Origin of the sequence: Thermorhabdus hydrogeniformans (genome assembly GCF_049310025.1) — a bacterium.
In the GTDB taxonomy this organism is placed as follows: domain Bacteria; phylum Bacillota; class Thermosediminibacteria; order Thermosediminibacterales; family Tepidanaerobacteraceae; genus JBJYKD01.
In genome coordinates this window covers 39,839-58,366 of record NZ_JBJYKD010000018.1, presented here as the reverse complement: position 1 = coordinate 58,366, position 18,528 = coordinate 39,839, and the positions used below count along the sequence as shown (strand labels likewise).

Genomic DNA, 18,528 nt, shown 5'->3' with positions numbered 1-18,528 from the left:
CGTTAGTTTTTATTTTTCAAGCCGTATTTGGTTAAATATGGATTGGGGAAAAGGGGGAGTTTTTACACTGGAATCATAAATAAAAAAGAAAGCATCATGGGGAACGCCGGGGAGAGATGTATAATAAATGGGAGGACGGAGCAATAGAATTCGTAAAAAGGCGGACCGTTATGAGGAGATCATAATGGCGGCTTTTGATGTATTCATAAAAAAAGGATTTCACCAGGCAAAAATGGAGGAGATCGCCCAAAAAGCAGGCATTGGAAAAGGGACCATATATGAGTATTTTCGCAGCAAAAAAGAACTCTTTTGCGGGATGGTAAAGCAGTGGATGACATGGTACTGCAGCTCCATTGAGAGGGAAGCTGGCAGGGGGAAGGATTTCAAAGAAAAACTGGAAAACATGATGCGTGCCCATATGGAATTTGCCACCCAGACAAAAAATCTTGCAAACATACTTTTGAACGACCATATCTATATAAGTAAGGATCTTCACCGATGGATGATTGAAAGTAAGGAAAGGATAGTTAAGCTGGTGGAGGGTGTTTTACTGGAAGGAATAAAAGAAGAAAAACTCCGGCGAATTGACGTGCATCTGGCGGCATTGATGTTTTTGGCCTCGTGGAGAGTTTTTGTAATGGAGGAAATTGACGGGACAGGCAAAAAAAATTTGTTGGAAGAAATAAAGGAAAAGACAATGGATATACTGCTCTATGGAATAGCGAATGAAGCTTTGTGACAGCAATGTTACAGCATTATTACAATAATATTACGTTTGCAAAGTGCCCTCATATTTCCGGCTGTCTAACCGATATATATAACAGAGTAAAAAATTTGTTGGACGCAAAACAGCTGGAAAGAAGGAGGGTTTTTTCTATGAAAAAAATAAAAAGAAAGAAATGGATGGCCGTGTTGCTGCTTGCGATGCTGTTGGTGACATTTGCGATGCCGGCGGGTTTTGCTAAAGGGCCGGAAGGAAAGCAGCCCAAAGGGAAGTCCGTCTGGAAAGGATTTAACGATGTGGACAATCTGGAATGGGCAAGGCTGGCCATTGACAGGATGTACGCCATGGGGGTTTTTACCGGCTATCCCGGAGGTTACTTTAAACCGAAGAATAACGTGACTCACCTTGAAGCCATCATCATTGCTTTGAGGGTCATGGGATGGGAGGATGAGGCAAAAAGCCTTAAATCCATACCGAAGGACGTCAAGAACATCAAGCTCCCATGGGCGGATGCTTATTACTACGTAGCCATGGCGGTGGAAAAGGGTATAGTTAAGCCCGAAGAGTTGAAAAGCTTTAATCCCAACGCTCCCGCCAAGCGGTATGAAGTGGCCAGATATATCGTAAGGGCGGCGGGCAGGGAAGACGAAGCCGAAGCACACATGAAAGAAAAACTCCCATTTAAAGACGCAGCAGCGATTCCGAAGAATGCCGTGGGGTATGTATATGTGGCTGTGGATCTCGGCCTGATGAAAGGCTACCCGGGCAATCTGTTCATGCCCCAACGACCGGTTACCAGGGCCGAAATGGCCGTCATCATCAACAAACTGAACGATGTATCCGATGAAGGTGACGGCAAAAAAGCCGACGGTGTCATAACTGACATCGATATAGATGAAGACGGCCGGTACAGCATAACCGTAAAGACCGGCGGTGATGAAAAAACTTATTATGCGGCCGAAAACGCCCCGGTCTATATCGACGAAAAATACAGGGGCCTGAATGACCTGCAGGTGGGCGATAGGGTGGAATTAGTCCTGGACGTTGAAGGCATGGTCATTTTCATTCAAGTGCTGGGAGAACGGGAAGAGGTGACATTCAGCGCGGACGGCCTCGTGTACGATGTCGATGAAAAAGATGACGAAATATCCATTGTCACTTATGCCGAAGAGGAAGATGAGGGCTTTGTGGGTGTGCTCAAAAAAAGTGACATAGAAGGGTCGCACTACGAGCTTGATACGGGAGACGAAAGATTTGTTCTGGTGGGTCAAACCGGGGGCATGCAGTATTATGTCGGGGAAAAAATAGTCGTGATAGGCGGGATTTCAGCGGACCGGGTTTCCATATACATGAGCGGCGGTCTCATAGAGGTGAAAAAATTCTACCCTGTGAGAGATAGGGATGTCCTGACATTTAAGATAGGCGAAGACACCGATATAACGGTGGACGGCAAACCGGCAGACCTTTCGGATATAGAGGCCGGCGACCGGGCAAGGGTAAAAGCCGAAAAGGGCGATGGCGAAAACGTGGCCATATCGGTGGAAGTACACAGTTTTAAAGAAAGATTAAGAGAAATAACCCGGAGTGAAATAAGAAACGGTAGGCTGAGAGGCAGGGTGTATTCTTTCGCGCTAAGAGACCAGCGGTGGGAAATCACCGTTGTGGATGAAGAAAATGTAAAGCACACATTTACTCTCGACAGCAACGTTAAGCTGAAGGGCATAGATAGAATTTCGGATATAAAGGCCGGCATGGAAGTGGAATTGACCATCGACGGCAGCCTGGTGGTTGAAATAGAGGCCTGAGATCGAGACTAAAAAGGCATATAATTTCCGGTAGAGGGCGGTAACACCGCCCTTTTTTGTAAAAAAAGAAGGATATGTCCAATGTTTTGTAGAATATACAGTATAAAAAGATGAGAGGAGGGCCACCGTGAGAAAATTAAATTTTTTGTTTGAGAAAAAATTTCTGGTGATTTGCCTGGCGGGGATTCTGGTCTTGGTGAGCACTGTACCGGCCATGGCTGTTGATCTGAAATTTAAGGATATAACCTCCAGGCATCAGTGGGCAAGGCCGTATATTGAAAAGATGTACCTTGCCGGAGTAACCAGCGGGGTAACCGAGACGTCTTACGCACCTGAGAGCCCGGTGAAACGCGCCCAGATCATAGCCATGCTTGTCAGGTTGATGGGCCTGGAAAATGAGGCCAAAACCAAGAGCCTTCCGGCTGACTTCCCGAAAGCCGATGCCGTGCCCGCCTGGGCAAGGGGATATGTGGCAGTAGCGGTGGAAAAAGGCATCATTTCAGGCAAAGACCTTGACGACTTCAGGCCCGATGACGATGCCAAAAGGTACGAAGTGGCTGTTTTCGCTGTAAAGGCCCTCGGCCTGGGTGAGGAAGCCGAGAGCCGGCAAAACGTGAACCTCTCCTTTAAAGACATTTACGCCATACCGCTCGATGCAAGGTCTTATGTGGAAATAGCGGTGGAGAAGAAGATTTTGCAGGGATATACCGACAATAATTTCAAACCCAACAACAGCATCACCAGGGCAGAGGCGGCAAAAGTGCTTTTCAGTGTGGCAAAGCATCTGCCTGTGCAGCAAAATGTGGTCAGAGGGCGGGTGGAGGAGGTCGACCCGTCCTTATGGTTGGCTTCGATAAAGGTTAAGCTCCAAAGCGGGAACTCTGTAAAATACTCGGTTAACAATTCTGCAAGCATTTACAAAGAGGACGAAAAGGGCGCCCTGGTGAAGGCCAACCTCGAAGATATTAAAATCGGGGACAATGTTGAGATTATACCCGACCGGGTTAGCGGCGGCACAGCAGCTTATATAGAAAAAATTGCCGGAGAATCGCCTTCCTCCGCTCTTACCGGCACTGCTGTTGAGGGCACCATAGCGGATATCGATATTGAACGCAAAGTCCTGACTGTAAAAAAATCCGGGGGCTTTGACATGGTCCTGAACGTAAAAGCCGGAGCGGCTATATACCTGGACGGCAAATCTGCCGGCTTAAGCGATCTGGCGGCGGGACAGCCTGTTTCACTCCTGGTTTCCGGCACGGACATAATCAAGTTGGAAGCCAAGACCGTCGAAAAAAGCATTAAAGGAATATTAAAGTCCATAATAGGATCAGATCTGCTGGTAATTGATAACGATGAAACCGGCCGTTCCGAAACTTACAGCATAAATAGCGGCGTGCTGGTCGTAAAAGACGGACAGGTTGCAACCCTTGCGAATCTGGTTCCGGGAGATCTTGCCGGTTTAACTATAGCAGGCGGTAAGGTGGTAAAGATCGAGGCCGAGAGCGCCCAAAAAGAAGTTAAAGGTATCGTCGAAAACATAAGCTTCCTGTCGAAGAACCCCGTAATTACTGTAGAAGATGAAGACGGCGACACACAGGATATAGAAATAGACGGCGATGTCAGCATAAAGAGGAACGGAAGGTCGGCGGATATAGACGAACTGAAAAAGGGCGATGAAGTGGATATTACCTTAGAGTACAATAAAGCGATAAAAATTGTGGCAAAAAGCGTTAAGCGCGACACATCCGGAAGGATAAAATCCATAACACTTTCAGATAACCCCTCCATCACAATAATCGACGAAGATGGCGAAGAAATCACGTTTTATGTTACTTCAAATACCGACATTACACAGGATTCAAAAGAAATCAAAATATACGATTTAAAGCCTGACTACCAGGTAGACATCAGGGCCGAAGGGGATGAAGCTACAAGCATAAAAGTTACCGCATGGCAGGCCACGGAGACCTTTAAGGGAACGGTTCAGTATATTCACACGGGCCCGAGGGTTATAGTTATAAGCATCAAAAAATCGGACGGAACAAGGGACTCAAAAGAGATCCATTATGATGATGATACGGTGTTCATAAAAGGCAGAGATAATATAAGCGTAAGAAAGATTAATGTAGGGGACGAGATTATAGCTGTCGGTGCCTACGACAGCGGCCTGTTCACTGCGGACAGTATAGTGGTGCTCACTAATTGAGGATTACAAACACTCCTGAACGCGCCCTTCGACTTATGGTGCCAACCCGGAGGATAAAAGGATGAAGTCGAATTTGACCAAGTTAAAGACATCTTATGTTGTATTGGTAATAACAACATTGTTCGCCGTTTTTTTTTCTTTTAATGCAAAATCAAGTACGGCTTTTGCAGCGGAACTGGCCGATGTAAGCGGCAACTTTGCCGAGCCGGAGATACGCATGCTCGTGGCCAAGGGGATTGTAAACGGCGACGGTAAAAACTTTTTCCCTCAGAAGGCCGTCACAAGGGCCGAATTTGTAAAGATGCTGGTGGTCGCCCTGGGGTATGGGCAGGATGCGGAGGAGATAAAAAATTATCCTGGCCCCTTTGAAGATGCCGACGGCCACTGGGCGTCAGGCTACATAACCACCGCCTGGGAACTGGGGATTGCCAGGGGACAGGGTGCAAGGTTTTACCCGGATAGGAGTCTGAATCGGGCCGAAATGGTCGCCATGATTTACAGGGCTTTTTTCCCCGGCGAATCCGGCGGTGACCAAGATACATACCCGCTTCTTGAGAGGTTCAAGGACGTTGACAGGATTCCCTCATGGGCCAGGAGCCATATCGCGCGAGCCGTGGACAACGGCGTCGTGACCGGCACACCGGAAGGGTTGTTTGAACCGGCCCGGCCGGCCACCAGGGCGGAGGCGGCGAAGATCCTGGCGCAGGTGGCGGCAAGACAGGGCTATATTTACGACTTTTTCGGCAGGGCTGCAATAGAGGGAGACGATATTAAATCAATTAAAATCGAAATAAATGGCAAAACCGAGGAATTTGCGCTTTCGGGGGACGTGGCGGCCTTTCGGGGCCGCACCCGGGTTTCCGTTAAAGAAATGGCTGGGATACCAGTGTATATCATCCTTGACGGAAGCCGCCGCGTCTCGTACATACGGTCGAGCACATAGTGTCAGGTAAGGAATGAGATGTATGCCGAAAAAAATTGCTGTTTTACTTATCATTATTTTGACAATATTTGGGAAAATGTCGGGAGCGCCGGCAGCGGTTGAGGGCTTTGACGTAAACGCCGGGATGAGGCAGGCTTTGAAAGACATTAAGGCTGATTTGTTCAGGGAGCAAATGGGAGTTGACGGGAGGGGGATAAAGGTGGCGGTGATCGATACCGGCATCGACCCGAGCCACCCCGACCTCCGGAAAACCCCCGGCGGAGCATTAAAAATCATAGACTACGCCGATTTTACCAGTGAAGGCCTGGTACAGACCCGGCCGGCCGCTTCGCCGTCAGAGGATACTGTTTTCCTGCAGGGCCGCAGGTACGGTACGGCCGGAATTATTTCCAGAAGCGGCAGCTTTCGCGCGGGCATGTTGAAAGAAAGCCAGCTGGACGAAAGGGGGTATATCGACCAGGATTTAAATCGCGATGGTGATAATAAAGACATTTTCGGAGTGCTGGTCTCCGATTCCTCCCTGCCCGGGGTATATGACACCGTTTATGTGGACACCAATTTGAACGACGATTTTTCCGATGAAAAACCCCTGAAAGTTTATAATAAAGGTTTTGAGTGGGCAAGCTTTGGGAGGGACAATCCCGCTACCGAGTACGTGGAGGAATCTTCTTTTGTGGTCTCCGAGATCGATCCGGCAGGAAAACACGTAAAAATCAGTTTCGACGGCAACGGCCACGGCACCCATGTGGCGGGTATAATAGGCGCCAACGGAAGGCTCATAGGCACGGCACCTGGGGTTCAGATAATAGCCGTCAAGGCTGTGGGCTCCTCGGGCGAGGGAAACTGGGAGGACATAGCGAGGGCGGTGGAATACGCCGGAGAAAAAGGAGCCGATATCATAAATATAAGCATCGGGGGTGTGGCGTCCTCGGGCCAGGAACAACTGGCTCAATCAAGACTGTTCAAGAAGATATCGCTGGACCGCAAAACGCTGCTGGTCATAGCGGCCGGCAACACCGGCCCCGGCCTTGCCACCGCCGCTGGAGCCGCCGACGGTGAAAGCGTGATAACAGTGGGGGCGTATATGTCCCCGCCCCTTTGGAAAATCAACTACAACGCAAAAGTCGACGGCGATACAATCTGGTATTTTTCGGGTGCCGGTCCTTCCATAAATGGATCGTTGCTTCCGCACGTGGTGGCGCCGTCCAGTGTCATATCCACCGTGGCCCGGTGGGACAGCGGCGGATATTTCTTAATGGATGGTACCAGCATGGCGGCGCCCTTCGTGTCCGGGAGTGCAGCTCTGCTTCTGGAAAAGGCCAGGCGGGAAGGAATCCCCGTTTCGGCGGGCCTGTTGAAAAAATCGCTGGAACTGGGAGCCAGAAAAATAAATGGGTATCTGGAGGTTGAGCAGGGGTACGGTCTCATAGACGTATTTAAATCGTGGGATGCCGTAAAATTCCTCAAAGACCGCCCGGCGGCACAGAATGTGGTGGCCAAACTGCCCGGAGCCGCCGGTTATACCGGCGGAGTGTTCTTTAAAAACCGGCTTGCGGGCAGGGTGGAAATTTTACTGACAAACCTGTCGGATTCGACGCTGGCATTAAAATTAAAGTCCGACCCGTCATGGGTAAAGCAGGATAAAACAAACATCCTGCTGCCCCGCGGAAAACCGCGGGCGGTGACGATTTATTACGACATTCCGGAAAAGCCTGGTATTTACACAGCCCGGACCCGGGGTTTTGTCGGGGAGGAAGGGGTCCCGGTGGTGGATTTTGGCACCACGGCCGTGGTGCCTTACGACCTGGCACAGTCAGGCAGCGTGAGCCTTGAGGGTTCGCTGAGCCCGTCAAGATGGCACCGCTATTTCTTCAGTGTAAAACCCGGCATGTCGGAGCTGAGCTTTAATCTGACCGTTAATAAAGATAAAGCCGATGCCATGGGGCGCGGGCTTATTTACATCTACGACCCCGACGGCCGCAAAGTCTTTGAGGGCTATGCCGGGGCTGACTACGAAGCGCCGACAGTCTCAACTCATTTTTCAAAGCCGGGGCCCGGTCCCGGCGTCTGGGAAGCGGTGGTGGTTTCCGACTATAACCTTTCGGACTTCGGGGCGGATAAGACGGAGTACAGCCTGACCGTATCGGCCGGCGGCGCCTTTTTAGACGGAGACTGCGTGGCTCTTTCCGCCGCAAAAGGACAGAAGCAAATTTCCCGGGAAATTATGTTGAAAAATGGCGCGGGGTCTGTCGGCGGTATCCTGACGGCGGTCGGGTTGGCGGATGAAGGGCAGGCCTTTGTGTCGAAAATTGTAAGCGTCGCCGACGGAGAATTTGCACCGGGACCGGAGATAAAAGTTCCCGCTGGTGCCGTAAGGCTTGATGTCTATCTGGAGCCGGTGGGATCATTTGATGGCGATGTGGACCTGTATCTGTACAAAAAGGTCGGCAATGGGGGTGAGTACGAAGAAGTTGCTTCATCCGCTCAGGTGGACGTAAACCATGAAAAAATTCAATTGGTAAAACCGCCGCCGGGTGAATATTTTGTATATGTAGACGGTTTTTCGGTGCCCGGCGGGTCCGCCGGGTTCAGGGTGAACTACCGTGTCCTGGCCGGTACCGGGGGGATCGTCGTTGAAGAACAGGTTCCTGAAGGCCGGACTGGTGAAAACCGGAAGGTCAAATTGCTTGTCTCGGTACCCGGCGGTGGAAATGAATTTACGGGGTACCTTTCCGTAAAAGACGGGCGAGGAGGGGAGTCTTACATTCCGGTAAAACTCTGGGTGGGAAAAAAGACACTGCTGGTGGATTATTTGCCTGAAGGTAGTGTCACAGTAAGAGAGCGGGATTCAAAAAAGCCGGTGTCCACTTCGGTTATTGTCAACGGCATGGAGTACCCCGTAAAAAACGGGAGGGTGATTCTGCCTCGAGGGATCAAGATAAAGACCATAGAGATTCAGGACTATCGTTATGGGCCTTTATACCTAGAATTTAAAAATTTATAATAAGTATATAATATGATGAAAGGAAATAAGTATTTCTTGTAGAATAATAAATATATTCTCTAAATATTTTACTAATTATCCTTTTTAATTATCTCATGAAGGTAGTGACTTCAGGGGAACAACTGCCGGCAAAAAATAGAGCCGGATGAGGCTACTGAAAGATTGGGGGATAAAAAAAGTGGGCCAAAAGTTCAAAGTGATGGTTGTGGACGACCAGCTTTGGGTGAGAGCCATGCTGCTTGAAGCTCTCAATTCTTCAGGTTACAGGACTTTTGGAGCGTCGGACGGCCTGGAAGCTCTGGAAATGGCATATCAGGAAAAGCCTGACATAGCCCTGGTGGACATGACCATTCCAGGTATAGACGGCATAACCCTTCTGTCTCACCTGAAAGAAAAAATGCCTGAAGTTGCCACCATTTTCATGTCGGGTTGTTCCAGCAACGAGTATTTGAAGAGGGCGAGGGAGGAAGGTGCCGTTGCCTGTCTGGTAAAACCCTTTGACCTTCAAGAACTCAAAGCTGTGCTTGACAAAGTTTCTGCAACCTTAGATTTGGCGGCGAGAGGAGAAGGCGAATGGGAGACGGGTTTCGAGATGGGGCGTTTAATCTCTTAAAATATGCCGAAGTTTATGAGGATATGCTGGCGGAAAGGGTTGACACCGTTTTAGAGGCCCCCCTTTTATTTGTCAGAGAAGGAAACCACCGGATCGTAATTGAAAACCGGGATGAAGAGAATGCCAACAGATCATACGTCTATGATGTGAGCACATCCCTTTTTGAAGATTCGGAAGGCCCGCTGGGCGTCATTGTATCCTATGAAGATAAAGGCGAAATCGAAAAGCTCAGAGAAAATTTGACACGGATAGAAAGCCTGGCGGTATCCGGAGAATTGGCGGCAAGCGCCGTCCATGAAATAAAAAATCCCCTTTTTTCAATCAGGGGTTTTCTGCAGCTTTTGGAAAACAGCCTCGGAAAAGATGATCGACGAAGAGAATATACCCATATAATGATTTCCGAGCTGGACCGGCTCCGCAGAATCGTGGAAGATTTTTTAATACTCTCACGACAGCAGATAAAAAAGAACGACAGGATTTATATAGACAAACTGATGGAGGAAGTGTTAAACCTCTTTAAGGCCAGGTTTACTGAAACAGTTTCCTGCCGTTTGGACATGGAAAAAGACTTATGGGTGTACGGCGATAAAGACCAGTTAAAACAGGCCTTTTTAAATCTCATTCAAAACTCCCTTGAGGCGATCACAAAGGAGGGAAACATATTTATAAAATCCCGCAGGCAAGAGGACAAAATAATCGTTGAGATAAAAGACGACGGAGTTGGTATTAAGGAAGGAAACAGGGAAAAATTGTTCAAGCCTTTCTTTACCACCAAGGAAAACGGGACGGGCCTGGGCCTTTACATAACAAAGCGAATTATACAAAATCACGGGGGCAAAATCAGATTTGAATCAAAAGAAGGGGAAGGGACCACCTTTTTTGTAGAACTTCCATTTTGACGGCAACCACGGAACTGAATAAAAGTTAAAATATGGCATTGCACCCTTATCTTGACGCTGCCCTATATAAATGATATAATAAATTACAAAAGGCAAATCCTCCTCGGTGTATCTATAAAAAGGAGGCCCGGTTGAGGGTCTCCTTTTTTAAAAAGTTTTATTTTACCCCTCTTATGAATATTTTTCCCTCCGGGACACATAATTTCTAATGAGAACCGTTAAAATTTTCCTTTCTTCCAGGTATTTCCATTAAAGCTCCTGCCGTATTTCCCAGCCAAATAAAAATCAAATCAAAGGGAAGTGAGATTTTGCTCATTACCGAACTTGAAAAAAAGACCATTGCCGAACTGCATGAAATCGCCCGCGAGAAAAAAATACCGGGTTACTACAAGTACCGCAAGCGCGATCTCATAATAAAAATCATGGAGGCCATGGCCGACGAGCCCGGCGACGCTGTGGCCGAAGGAGTCCTGGAGATATTGCCGGACGGTTACGGTTTTTTGAGAATTGAAAACTATTTGCCATCCGATGAAGACATCTACATTTCCCCTTCCCAGATCCGTAGGTTCCACTTGAGGACCGGCGATATGATTGCCGGCAAAACGCGTCCCCCCAAAGAGGGTGAAAAATACAGGGCCATCCTGCAGATCTCCGCGGTAAACGGCCTCGACCCTGAGCACGCGGTCGGGCGCTTTCACTTTGATTCTCTGACACCCATATTCCCGCAGCCCAGACTCACCCTGGAAAACGACCCGCAGGACCTGTCCACCAGGATTATAGACATCATCGCTCCTATAGGCAAAGGCCAGCGCGCCCTCATAGTTTCTCCCCCCAAAGCGGGCAAGACCATGATGCTCAAAAAAATAGCCAATGCCCTGACCAGAAACCACCCGGGAATACAGCTTATCGTGCTTCTCATAGACGAAAGGCCTGAAGAGGTCACTGACATCAGGCGTTCGGTAGACGGCGAGGTGGTAAGTTCCACCTTTGACGAACTGCCGGAAAACCACCTGAGAGTGGCTGACATGGTACTGGAGAGGGCTCAGAGGCTGGTGGAGAGTAAGAGAGACGTGGTGATCCTGCTGGACAGCATAACCCGCCTGGCCAGGGCCAACAATCTGGTCGTGCCTCCCACGGGTAGGACCCTTTCCGGGGGCCTTGACCCCAGCGCCCTGCACAAGCCGAAGAGGTTCTTCGGAGCCGCCAGGAATATCGAAGAAGGCGGCAGTCTGACCATTATCGCCACCGCCCTGGTGGAGACCGGCAGCCGGATGGACGATGTGATATACGAAGAGTTTAAGGGCACTGGCAACATGGAAATTCACCTGGACAGAAAACTGGCGGAGCGCAGAATATATCCGGCCATAGATATAAAAAAATCCGGCACGCGCCGGGAAGAACTGCTCCTATCAAAAGACGAACTGGAAGCGGTGTGGGTTTTGAGAAAGGCGCTGGCCCAGCTCGATACGGTAGAAGCGGCCTCCACACTGATAAGCAGGCTTAAGAGGACCAAGACAAACAGGGAATTTTTCGAAAACCTTGCGGCCACGGTCAATGAACTCCAGCTTACGTAAATTTCGAAGGAAATTTTTAACCGGCGGGGGACCTATGGTGTTCTTTACTTGAGATAACCTTTCGACTTCAATTTTCGGATGTGCTGCCGAATTTTTTCATCCAGATCTATGTCGTAGTTTTCTTCCAGCACAAACATCATGGAGACTGCCACCTGGGCCACGTCCAGGAGTTCCTGCGCCATTTTATCCACCACTTCTTTTTCATCCATGCGGATTTTTTCACCGCTCTGCCCCCGGAATTTTCCTATGGCCTGAGCCAGCTCACCGGCTTCTTCCATGAGCTTGAGCGCCGTAGACTCCAGTGTGGGAGTAAGTCCGTTGAGCTTAGGCAGGCTGATGACCTTGAAGCTGTTTTCTTTTGATTCATTCAATCCCATTCACCCCTATGTCAGGTTGTTCTTTTATCAATTTCGATGCAATGTAAGTAAAGAGCGCCGCCACAACAAGCCGGGTGGTCAGGAGAAGCGCGCCGCTGGCTCCAATGGCCATGAATATGGCGGTATCCTCAAATACCGCATGGGCGGACACAAGGAAATATGTTATGAGGTACAGATCCCTCTTCGGCAGCTTGTCCTCTTTTGCCGACCGGAAGATGACACCTGCGCCGTAAGAGAGGCCTATTATTATTCCTATCACCAGGGGGAATCCCGCTTCTTTTTTCAAACCGTAGATCTTTACCACCGGAGAGAAAAGTTGGGCTATCCTGTCCAGCACCCCCAGGTCTTTCAGTATTTCCATTAAAATCATGATGGGTATGACGATAAGGGCAATTTGCTTTACCGAAAGGAAACTGCCGGTAAATGCCTCTTTTAAAATCTGAACCACCATAAGATTCCTCCAAGTATTTGTTTTAAAGGATTAAATTAAACGCCAGCCCGGAGATGACGGCCAGGCAGGCTCTGACGGCTATGACGTTTACGGCCGAAAGGCCGATTTTTTTTGCGAGGGCCGTTTCCACCGGCAGGCTGTGGCAGAAGGACAGCATGATGGCAAGAATGGTTATTTCCTTGACCGAGAGAGAAAGGGATATCATGGCTCCGATGGCGGCGTACAGGTTTACCGCGTTCCCCAGTACCAGGACAACGGCGGCTTTACCAGGAAGACCGAATATTCCCATAAAAGGTGCGAATAAAACCGATATTTTATCCAATAGCGGAGTGTGTTTTAAAAAAGTCACAATAAAATAAATTGGAATGATGATTCGCGCCAGCTGCCAGGTGACGTCAATACCGGCCAGGATGCCGCGCTTTAAAGTGCCCGCTGAAAAGGACGGATTTATTTTTTGCAAGAAAGCCACTCCCTGTTAAAACGATGGTTGTCAAATTTTTTTCTTAAGCAAATTATAGCACACAAAAAAAATCAAAGGAATACATTCTTTTACAGCTCTTGCGTAACTGCCGTTCGGTGCTGTTTTTCGACGGACGATTTAAATTTTATGCCGCTTGGAGAAAAATGTGACATAAAACAAAAAAGATGGAATATAATAAAAATTAATAAATAACAAAAAATCCATCATAGAAAACATTTCATGAAACAAGCCCGTGTTTAAAACTGTATGCCTCCGGGAGGTGACCCATATGGACAGAGAAAATTATATCCGCTTGCTGGAACAGAGACACAGGGCATATTTTGACGTTTATAGAAACCACCCGTTGGGCGACAGGGTTATGGACCTTTATGCCGTGTTTCACTTAAAAAACCGGCGCTTCTTTTTGACGAAAGTGCTGGATGAATATGAGGTCCATGAGTACAGGATGGTAAAATGCTGTGATACGCTGGATTTTAATTTTATCCGGGAATTTGGAGAGTGGCTGAAGGGGCAGGTAAAGCTTTTGGTCAGACCGGATTTGAGGCATATGTGTACCACCATAATCGGCGCAATAATAGCCGAAAAGGGCATGACGGAAGATGCGGCCGATTACATAAAAAGATACAAATGTGCCGGCTGTTTTGGATTTGGTTTGATGGGATGGTGCGACACGGGGCTTCTTGGAGTGGATATTATTTCCCGCAGGGTGGTGGCAAACAGAAAGGCAAGAGAGGTGATGGAGGATTTTTATTTATTCCAGCCACAGCTCTATGGGTAATTAAAAAACAAAGGGGGATTTGTATATGAGCGCAATAATGCTGCTGTTGGGTGCAGTCGTGATTTTCTTTACAGCATATACTTTTTACGGCGGCTGGCTTGCAAGGCAGTGGGGATTAACGGACGAAAGAAAAACTCCGGCTCATACCATGTATGACGGGATTGACTACGCTCCGGCAAAGGCCCCGGTGCTTTTGGGACATCACTTCGCCTCCATTGCGGGGGCGGGACCCATTAACGGCCCGATTCAGGCGGCCATATTTGGGTGGATACCCGTCGTCCTATGGATAGTGATAGGAAGCATATTCTTGGGCGCCGCTCATGATCTGGGTTCGCTCATTGCATCTTTAAGGCATAAGGGGAAATCCATAGGCGATATTATAGAAGTGAACGTCGGCCTGACGGCAAAAAGGCTGTTCCTGTTATTCTCCTGGCTGACCCTCGTGCTTATCGTGGCCGCCTTTGCCAACATTGTCGCCGATACTTTTGTCGCCACACCTCAGGCCGCCACGGCGTCGCTTTTGTTCATCCCCCTGGCGGTAGCCTTTGGATTCAGCGTATACAGGCGCAACGCATCCCTTACCGCCAGCACTATCATAGGAGTAATTATCCTGGCCTTATGTATTGTAATAGGTTATTTCGCACCGCTGTCTTTGTCAAAGGTGATGTGGATTATTATCCTTGCCGTTTATATCATAGCTGCTTCCGTAATGCCCGTATGGATACTTTTGCAGCCGAGAGATTACCTCAACTCGTTTCTCCTTTACGGCATGATGGCAGGAGGCATTATAGGAATTCTTTTGTACAATCCTCAAATACGGCTGCCGGCATTTACCGGCTTTAAGGTGGGGACCCAGTATTTATTCCCCATGCTTTTTGTTACCGTAGCCTGCGGCGCCATATCCGGTTTCCACTCCCTGGTGGCTTCCGGCACGACGGCAAAACAGCTGGATAGAGAGCGGGATGCCAGGATTATAGGGTACGGCGCAATGCTTATAGAAGGGGTACTTGCCATGATTGCAATCATAACGGCGGCATACTTGACCGGGGATAAATTTGCCGCCCTTATGAAAGCCGGGCCCACAAACGTATTTGCCGACGGCCTGGGGACCTTTATGACAAGTCTGGGCGTTAATTTCACTATCGGCAAGACCTTTGCCGCCCTGGCCGTGTCGGCTTTTGCCCTGACGACGCTGGATACGGCCACGAGACTGGGGAGGTTTGCCTTCCAGGAGTTTTTTGAAAACATTTCCGAGTCCGGTGAAAAAACACAATCAAGCCCGACTGCACGATTCTTCGGCAACAGGTACGTGGCCTCCATTGTTACGGTGCTGGCTTCGGTCGTCCTGGCGTTTACCAGCTGGAAGGTTATATGGCCGATTTTCGGGTCCGCCAATCAGTTGCTTGCCGCCGTGGCCCTCCTCGCCGTGGCCACATGGCTGGCCAACGCCGGCAGAAACAACAGCATGCTCATCATTCCGATGATATTCATGTTTGCGGTCACCCTGACGGCTCTCTTTTTCCTGATTAAGGCAAATGCGGCTGCCGGCAACTATCTGCTTGTCGTATTCGCGGTGCTGCTTTTCATACTGGCCGTCCTCCTGATCATTCAGGCCTACGGCATATTGACCGGGAAGCATAAAAAGACGATGACTTCGATGTAAAATTAATCTGCCGGGATTTCCGCTGGCGGGCAAGGAGCAGGCTTTAAGGTGGCCCTGGCGGCTGAGCAACCCCAGCTTGAAATTGAAAAACTGAATTAAAGTAAAATAGCCTACCTTACTGGTAGGCTATTTGCTGCTTTCACCGGCTTTTATATTTTCATCAATACTTAGCAACATTATGAACATATTGTGTCAGTATATAGGGCCAGGCCGTGCCATGCCATGTAAGAATTAAGTCTAAATTTGGTATTTTGAGCTTTCAATATAAGTGTGATATATTTATTATAGACTACACTTTTATTATACAATAGACATACACTTTGCTGAGGCGGCGCCTGCAACAAGTGAAAATTGGATTTTTGTTATTTTAAGGCGGTATAACAGGCCGTGAAAGATTTCAGGGAGATGAAAACATGACATATACGATACTGCTTAATTTAATCAACAGACTGGGGTTGTTTATATTAATAGCGTATATTTTATCAGGCAACAAGGCCTTCAAGAACCTGATTTTGAAGCATGAAGTGTCCCTCAAAGATAAACTGGTGCTTTCGGCCATATTTGGCGCTTTTGGCATTCTGGGCACCTATATGGGGATCCCCGTTTATGGGGCGATAGCCAACTCACGTGCCGTGGGGGCTATAATAGGAGGGCTTCTTGGAGGCCCCTTTGTCGGAATCCTGTCGGGCTTCATTGCGGGATTTCACCGCTGGGCTATAGACATCGGCGGTTTCACGGCGGTGGCGTGCTCCGTTTCCACCATCACCGAGGGCACCATCGCGGGGCTAATCCACAGGAAATTAAAGCACGAGAGGGTGAACTGGCGTACGGCCTTTATAATAGGCGCCGCGCTGGAACTCCTGCAGATGGCCATAATCCTGCTTATTGCGAAACCCTTTTCGGCGGCGCTGGAACTGGTCAGGGTCATCTGGTTTCCGATGACTTCAGTGAATGCCACGGGTATAGCCATTTTTATCGTAATAGTTGAAAACATATTTAAGGAACAGGAGAAAGTCGGAGCCCTTCAGGCGCAGCTGGCCCTTGAAATCGCTTCCGAAACCCTGCCGTACCTCAGGCAGGGAATAAATGAACTGTCTGTCTATAAGACCGCCAGAATCATACTGGAGAGGGCCAATTTTGACGCGGTGGCTATAACCGATGATCGTTCGATCCTGGTCCATCTGGGCGCCGGAGAAGACCACCATAAAGCGGGGCATGAGATCCTCACCGAGGCCACTCGAAGGGCAATAATCACCGGCGAATGCCAGGTGGCATCCACCAGAGAAGAAATCCAGTGTTCCAATGAACGCTGCCCCTTAAAATCTGCGGTGGTGGTCCCGCTCAAGGAAGGAAACAATATTATCGGGACATTAAAACTGTATAAAAAAACGGAAAACAGCATATCCAGCATGGACATCAAACTGGCCCAGGGTCTTGGCAGCCTCTTTTCAACTCAACTGGAATTGGGCAGGGCGGAGTACCAGGCAAAGCTCCTGGCCAGGGCGGAGCTTAAGGCCCTGCAATCCCAGATAAATCCGCATTTTCTTTTCAACGCACTTAACACGATCATTTCGGTCTGCCGGAAAGACCCGGGGAAGGCCCGGGAACTTCTGGTATACCTGGGGGATTTTTTCAGAAAAAATTTGAGCGCCGGTCGCGAACTCGTGCCGTTAAGGCAGGAAATAGAACATGTGAAGGCATATCTCGCAATTGAGCAGGCAAGATTTGGAGATAGGTTGAAGGCCGTATTTGAAATAGACCCCGGGGTGGATATTATGGTGCCCCCCCTGCTCCTTCAGCCGCTGGTAGAAAATGCCGTAAAACACGGGCTTTTGCCCAAAAAACAGGGTGGAACCGTCCGGATAATTGCCAGAAATGTGGGTGACGGCGCCGAAATAGTCGTGGCGGACGACGGCGTTGGAATGGAAGCCGGGGTGGCGGAAGAGGTATTGTCCCAAAGGACTTTCAGGGACAGGATAGGCCTGAGCAATGTGAACAGCCGCCTAGAGAGCCTCTACGGGAAAAAAAGCCGTCTGACCATATCTTCAAGGCCGGGTTCGGGCACACAGGTAAAATTCTTTATCCCCGCTCAGAACTTTAGGAGGAGTGATAATGGAATTTACGGCATTGCTGGTGGATGATGAAGCCCCGGCGCGGGAGGAACTGCGATATCTGCTGGAATCCTACCCCGAAGTAAAGGTAATCGGTGAAGCTTCATCGGGGCAGGAGGCCGTCGAAAAAATATTGAAACTGAATCCGGACGTAATTTTTCTGGATATCCAGCTTTCTGATATGGACGGATTTGAAGTGGCGAGACAGATTTTTCAAAAAGGCAATGCGCCGGTGGTGGTTTTTGCCACGGCGTACGACGAGTACGCCGTCAGGGCTTTTGAAATAAATGCGGTGGATTACCTGCTGAAACCCTTTTCGGAGAATAGACTGGATAAAACTGTGGAAAGGCTCATTAAGATTTTTAAAGAAAAAAAGCAGGATGTGGAGGCCATAAAAGTTTCGGAATTGTTAAAGGTCCAGAAGCCTGCGTACAACAAGCTGTCCTTCTGGAAAAACAACAGGATATACCTCGTCTGCCCCGATGAGATATGTTATTGCGAGGCCGTGGAAAAAGGCAGCAAGGTAAAGACCGAGAAAGGGGAATTTTTAAGCCCCTACACCCTTTCGGAGCTGGAAGAAAAGATAAAAAACCCCAGTTTTTTCAGAACTCACAAAAGCTTTCTGGTAAATTTGGACAAGGTCAAAGAAATAATCCCGTGGTTCAATGGTACATTCATACTATCCATTAAAGGATATGAAAAAGACGAAGTCCCAGTCAGCAGAAGACATGCCAAGGAGATGCGTGAATTATTCAAAATATAGGCAGCCGCCTGTCAGGGCCTTTTAGCGACCGGAAAGGCCTTTTTTTTTGCCTTTTGGGGAAAAAATTAACCTCATGTCATCTTTCTGATTTAAAATAAAATTAGAAGAAAATCACAGAATTTAAAAAAGGAGGTTT

At 48.6% G+C, this 18,528-nt stretch carries 15 protein-coding genes; 12 read left to right on the top strand and 3 right to left on the bottom strand.

The genetic code is table 11. The features are described 5' to 3' along the window. The first annotated feature begins 127 nt into the window (after window positions 1–127). The 8 genes from ACKX14_RS10080 (at window position 128) to rho (ending at window position 11,768) form a co-directional block, all read left to right on the top strand. Window positions 128–739, top strand: a complete 612-nt coding sequence (locus ACKX14_RS10080) for a TetR/AcrR family transcriptional regulator (protein WP_422447202.1) — start codon at window positions 128–130, stop codon at window positions 737–739. A gap of 137 nt (window positions 740–876) precedes the next feature. Continuing rightward, entirely contained in the window at window positions 877–2,529 is a 1,653-nt protein-coding gene (locus ACKX14_RS10075) for an S-layer homology domain-containing protein (RefSeq protein WP_422447200.1), read from the top strand. A 127-nt stretch (window positions 2,530–2,656) separates the two neighbouring features. Then, window positions 2,657–4,735 carry an S-layer homology domain-containing protein gene (locus ACKX14_RS10070; protein WP_422447198.1) on the top strand — a complete coding sequence of 693 codons (2,079 nt, stop codon included), beginning with the start codon at window positions 2,657–2,659 and terminating at the stop codon, window positions 4,733–4,735. A 61-nt stretch (window positions 4,736–4,796) separates the two neighbouring features. Then, the gene (locus ACKX14_RS10065; RefSeq protein WP_422447196.1) at window positions 4,797–5,678 is read left to right on the top strand and encodes an S-layer homology domain-containing protein; all 882 of its coding nucleotides are present in this window, start codon (window positions 4,797–4,799) and stop codon (window positions 5,676–5,678) included. 22 nt (window positions 5,679–5,700) lie between these two features. Beyond that, window positions 5,701–8,682 carry a S8 family serine peptidase gene (locus ACKX14_RS10060; protein WP_422447194.1) on the top strand — a complete coding sequence of 994 codons (2,982 nt, stop codon included), beginning with the start codon at window positions 5,701–5,703 and terminating at the stop codon, window positions 8,680–8,682. Between the two features lie 178 nt (window positions 8,683–8,860). Next, window positions 8,861–9,295: a response regulator gene (locus tag ACKX14_RS10055; RefSeq protein ID WP_422447192.1), complete on the top strand. Its 435-nt coding sequence runs from the start codon at window positions 8,861–8,863 to the stop codon at window positions 9,293–9,295. Further along, a complete protein-coding gene (locus ACKX14_RS10050) occupies window positions 9,256–10,194 on the top strand; it encodes a two-component system sensor histidine kinase NtrB (protein ID WP_422447190.1) in 939 nt (312 codons plus the stop codon). The genes ACKX14_RS10055 and ACKX14_RS10050 overlap by 40 nt, the downstream gene beginning before the upstream one ends. 308 nt (window positions 10,195–10,502) lie before the next feature. After that, window positions 10,503–11,768 (top strand): transcription termination factor Rho, encoded by a 1,266-nt coding sequence (gene rho, locus ACKX14_RS10045; RefSeq protein WP_422447188.1) that lies wholly within the window; start codon window positions 10,503–10,505, stop codon window positions 11,766–11,768. 44 nt (window positions 11,769–11,812) lie between these two features. On the opposite strand, the gene ACKX14_RS10040 is transcribed toward rho, so the two are convergent. From ACKX14_RS10040 to ACKX14_RS10030, 3 genes are read right to left on the bottom strand one after another with little or no spacing between them, the layout of a single operon-like run. Next, window positions 11,813–12,139 (bottom strand): MazG-like family protein, encoded by a 327-nt coding sequence (locus ACKX14_RS10040; RefSeq protein WP_422447186.1) that lies wholly within the window; start codon window positions 12,137–12,139, stop codon window positions 11,813–11,815. Then, the gene (locus ACKX14_RS10035; RefSeq protein ID WP_422447184.1) at window positions 12,132–12,596 is read right to left on the bottom strand and encodes a nucleoside recognition domain-containing protein; all 465 of its coding nucleotides are present in this window, start codon (window positions 12,594–12,596) and stop codon (window positions 12,132–12,134) included. Before ACKX14_RS10035 ends, ACKX14_RS10040 begins: the two co-directional genes overlap by 8 nt. A 22-nt stretch (window positions 12,597–12,618) precedes the next feature. After that, the gene (locus ACKX14_RS10030; RefSeq protein WP_422447182.1) at window positions 12,619–13,056 is read right to left on the bottom strand and encodes a nucleoside recognition domain-containing protein; all 438 of its coding nucleotides are present in this window, start codon (window positions 13,054–13,056) and stop codon (window positions 12,619–12,621) included. A 289-nt stretch (window positions 13,057–13,345) separates the two neighbouring features. On the opposite strand from ACKX14_RS10030, the gene ACKX14_RS10025 reads away from it, so the two are divergent. The 4 genes from ACKX14_RS10025 to ACKX14_RS10010 all read left to right on the top strand — a co-directional run bounded on the left by ACKX14_RS10025 (window position 13,346) and on the right by ACKX14_RS10010 (window position 18,392). Next, a complete protein-coding gene (locus ACKX14_RS10025; protein WP_422447180.1) occupies window positions 13,346–13,855 on the top strand; it encodes a DUF8052 family protein in 510 nt (169 codons plus the stop codon). Window positions 13,856–13,880: 25 nt separating this feature from the next. Beyond that, the gene (locus ACKX14_RS10020; RefSeq protein WP_422447178.1) at window positions 13,881–15,518 is read left to right on the top strand and encodes a carbon starvation CstA family protein; all 1,638 of its coding nucleotides are present in this window, start codon (window positions 13,881–13,883) and stop codon (window positions 15,516–15,518) included. 413 nt (window positions 15,519–15,931) lie between these two features. Next, on the top strand, window positions 15,932–17,659 hold the full coding sequence (locus ACKX14_RS10015; protein WP_422447176.1) for an ECF transporter S component: 1,728 nt from the start codon (window positions 15,932–15,934) through the stop codon (window positions 17,657–17,659). Beyond that, window positions 17,631–18,392 carry a LytR/AlgR family response regulator transcription factor gene (locus ACKX14_RS10010; protein ID WP_422447174.1) on the top strand — a complete coding sequence of 254 codons (762 nt, stop codon included), beginning with the start codon at window positions 17,631–17,633 and terminating at the stop codon, window positions 18,390–18,392. Before ACKX14_RS10015 ends, ACKX14_RS10010 begins: the two co-directional genes overlap by 29 nt. Window positions 18,393–18,528: the final 136 nt, after the last annotated feature.

Coding starts and splice junctions, on each gene's coding strand:
- ACKX14_RS10080 (WP_422447202.1), top strand. CDS start 128: ATGGGAGGACGGAGCAATAGAATTCGTAAAAAGGCGGACCGTTATGAG.
- ACKX14_RS10075 (WP_422447200.1), top strand. CDS start 877: ATGAAAAAAATAAAAAGAAAGAAATGGATGGCCGTGTTGCTGCTTGCG.
- ACKX14_RS10065 (WP_422447196.1), top strand. CDS start 4,797: ATGAAGTCGAATTTGACCAAGTTAAAGACATCTTATGTTGTATTGGTA.
- ACKX14_RS10060 (WP_422447194.1), top strand. CDS start 5,701: ATGCCGAAAAAAATTGCTGTTTTACTTATCATTATTTTGACAATATTT.
- ACKX14_RS10050 (WP_422447190.1), top strand. CDS start 9,256: ATGGGAGACGGGTTTCGAGATGGGGCGTTTAATCTCTTAAAATATGCC.
- ACKX14_RS10035 (WP_422447184.1), bottom strand. CDS start 12,596: ATGGTGGTTCAGATTTTAAAAGAGGCATTTACCGGCAGTTTCCTTTCG.
- ACKX14_RS10025 (WP_422447180.1), top strand. CDS start 13,346: ATGGACAGAGAAAATTATATCCGCTTGCTGGAACAGAGACACAGGGCA.
- ACKX14_RS10020 (WP_422447178.1), top strand. CDS start 13,881: ATGAGCGCAATAATGCTGCTGTTGGGTGCAGTCGTGATTTTCTTTACA.
- ACKX14_RS10015 (WP_422447176.1), top strand. CDS start 15,932: ATGACATATACGATACTGCTTAATTTAATCAACAGACTGGGGTTGTTT.
- ACKX14_RS10010 (WP_422447174.1), top strand. CDS start 17,631: ATGGAATTTACGGCATTGCTGGTGGATGATGAAGCCCCGGCGCGGGAG.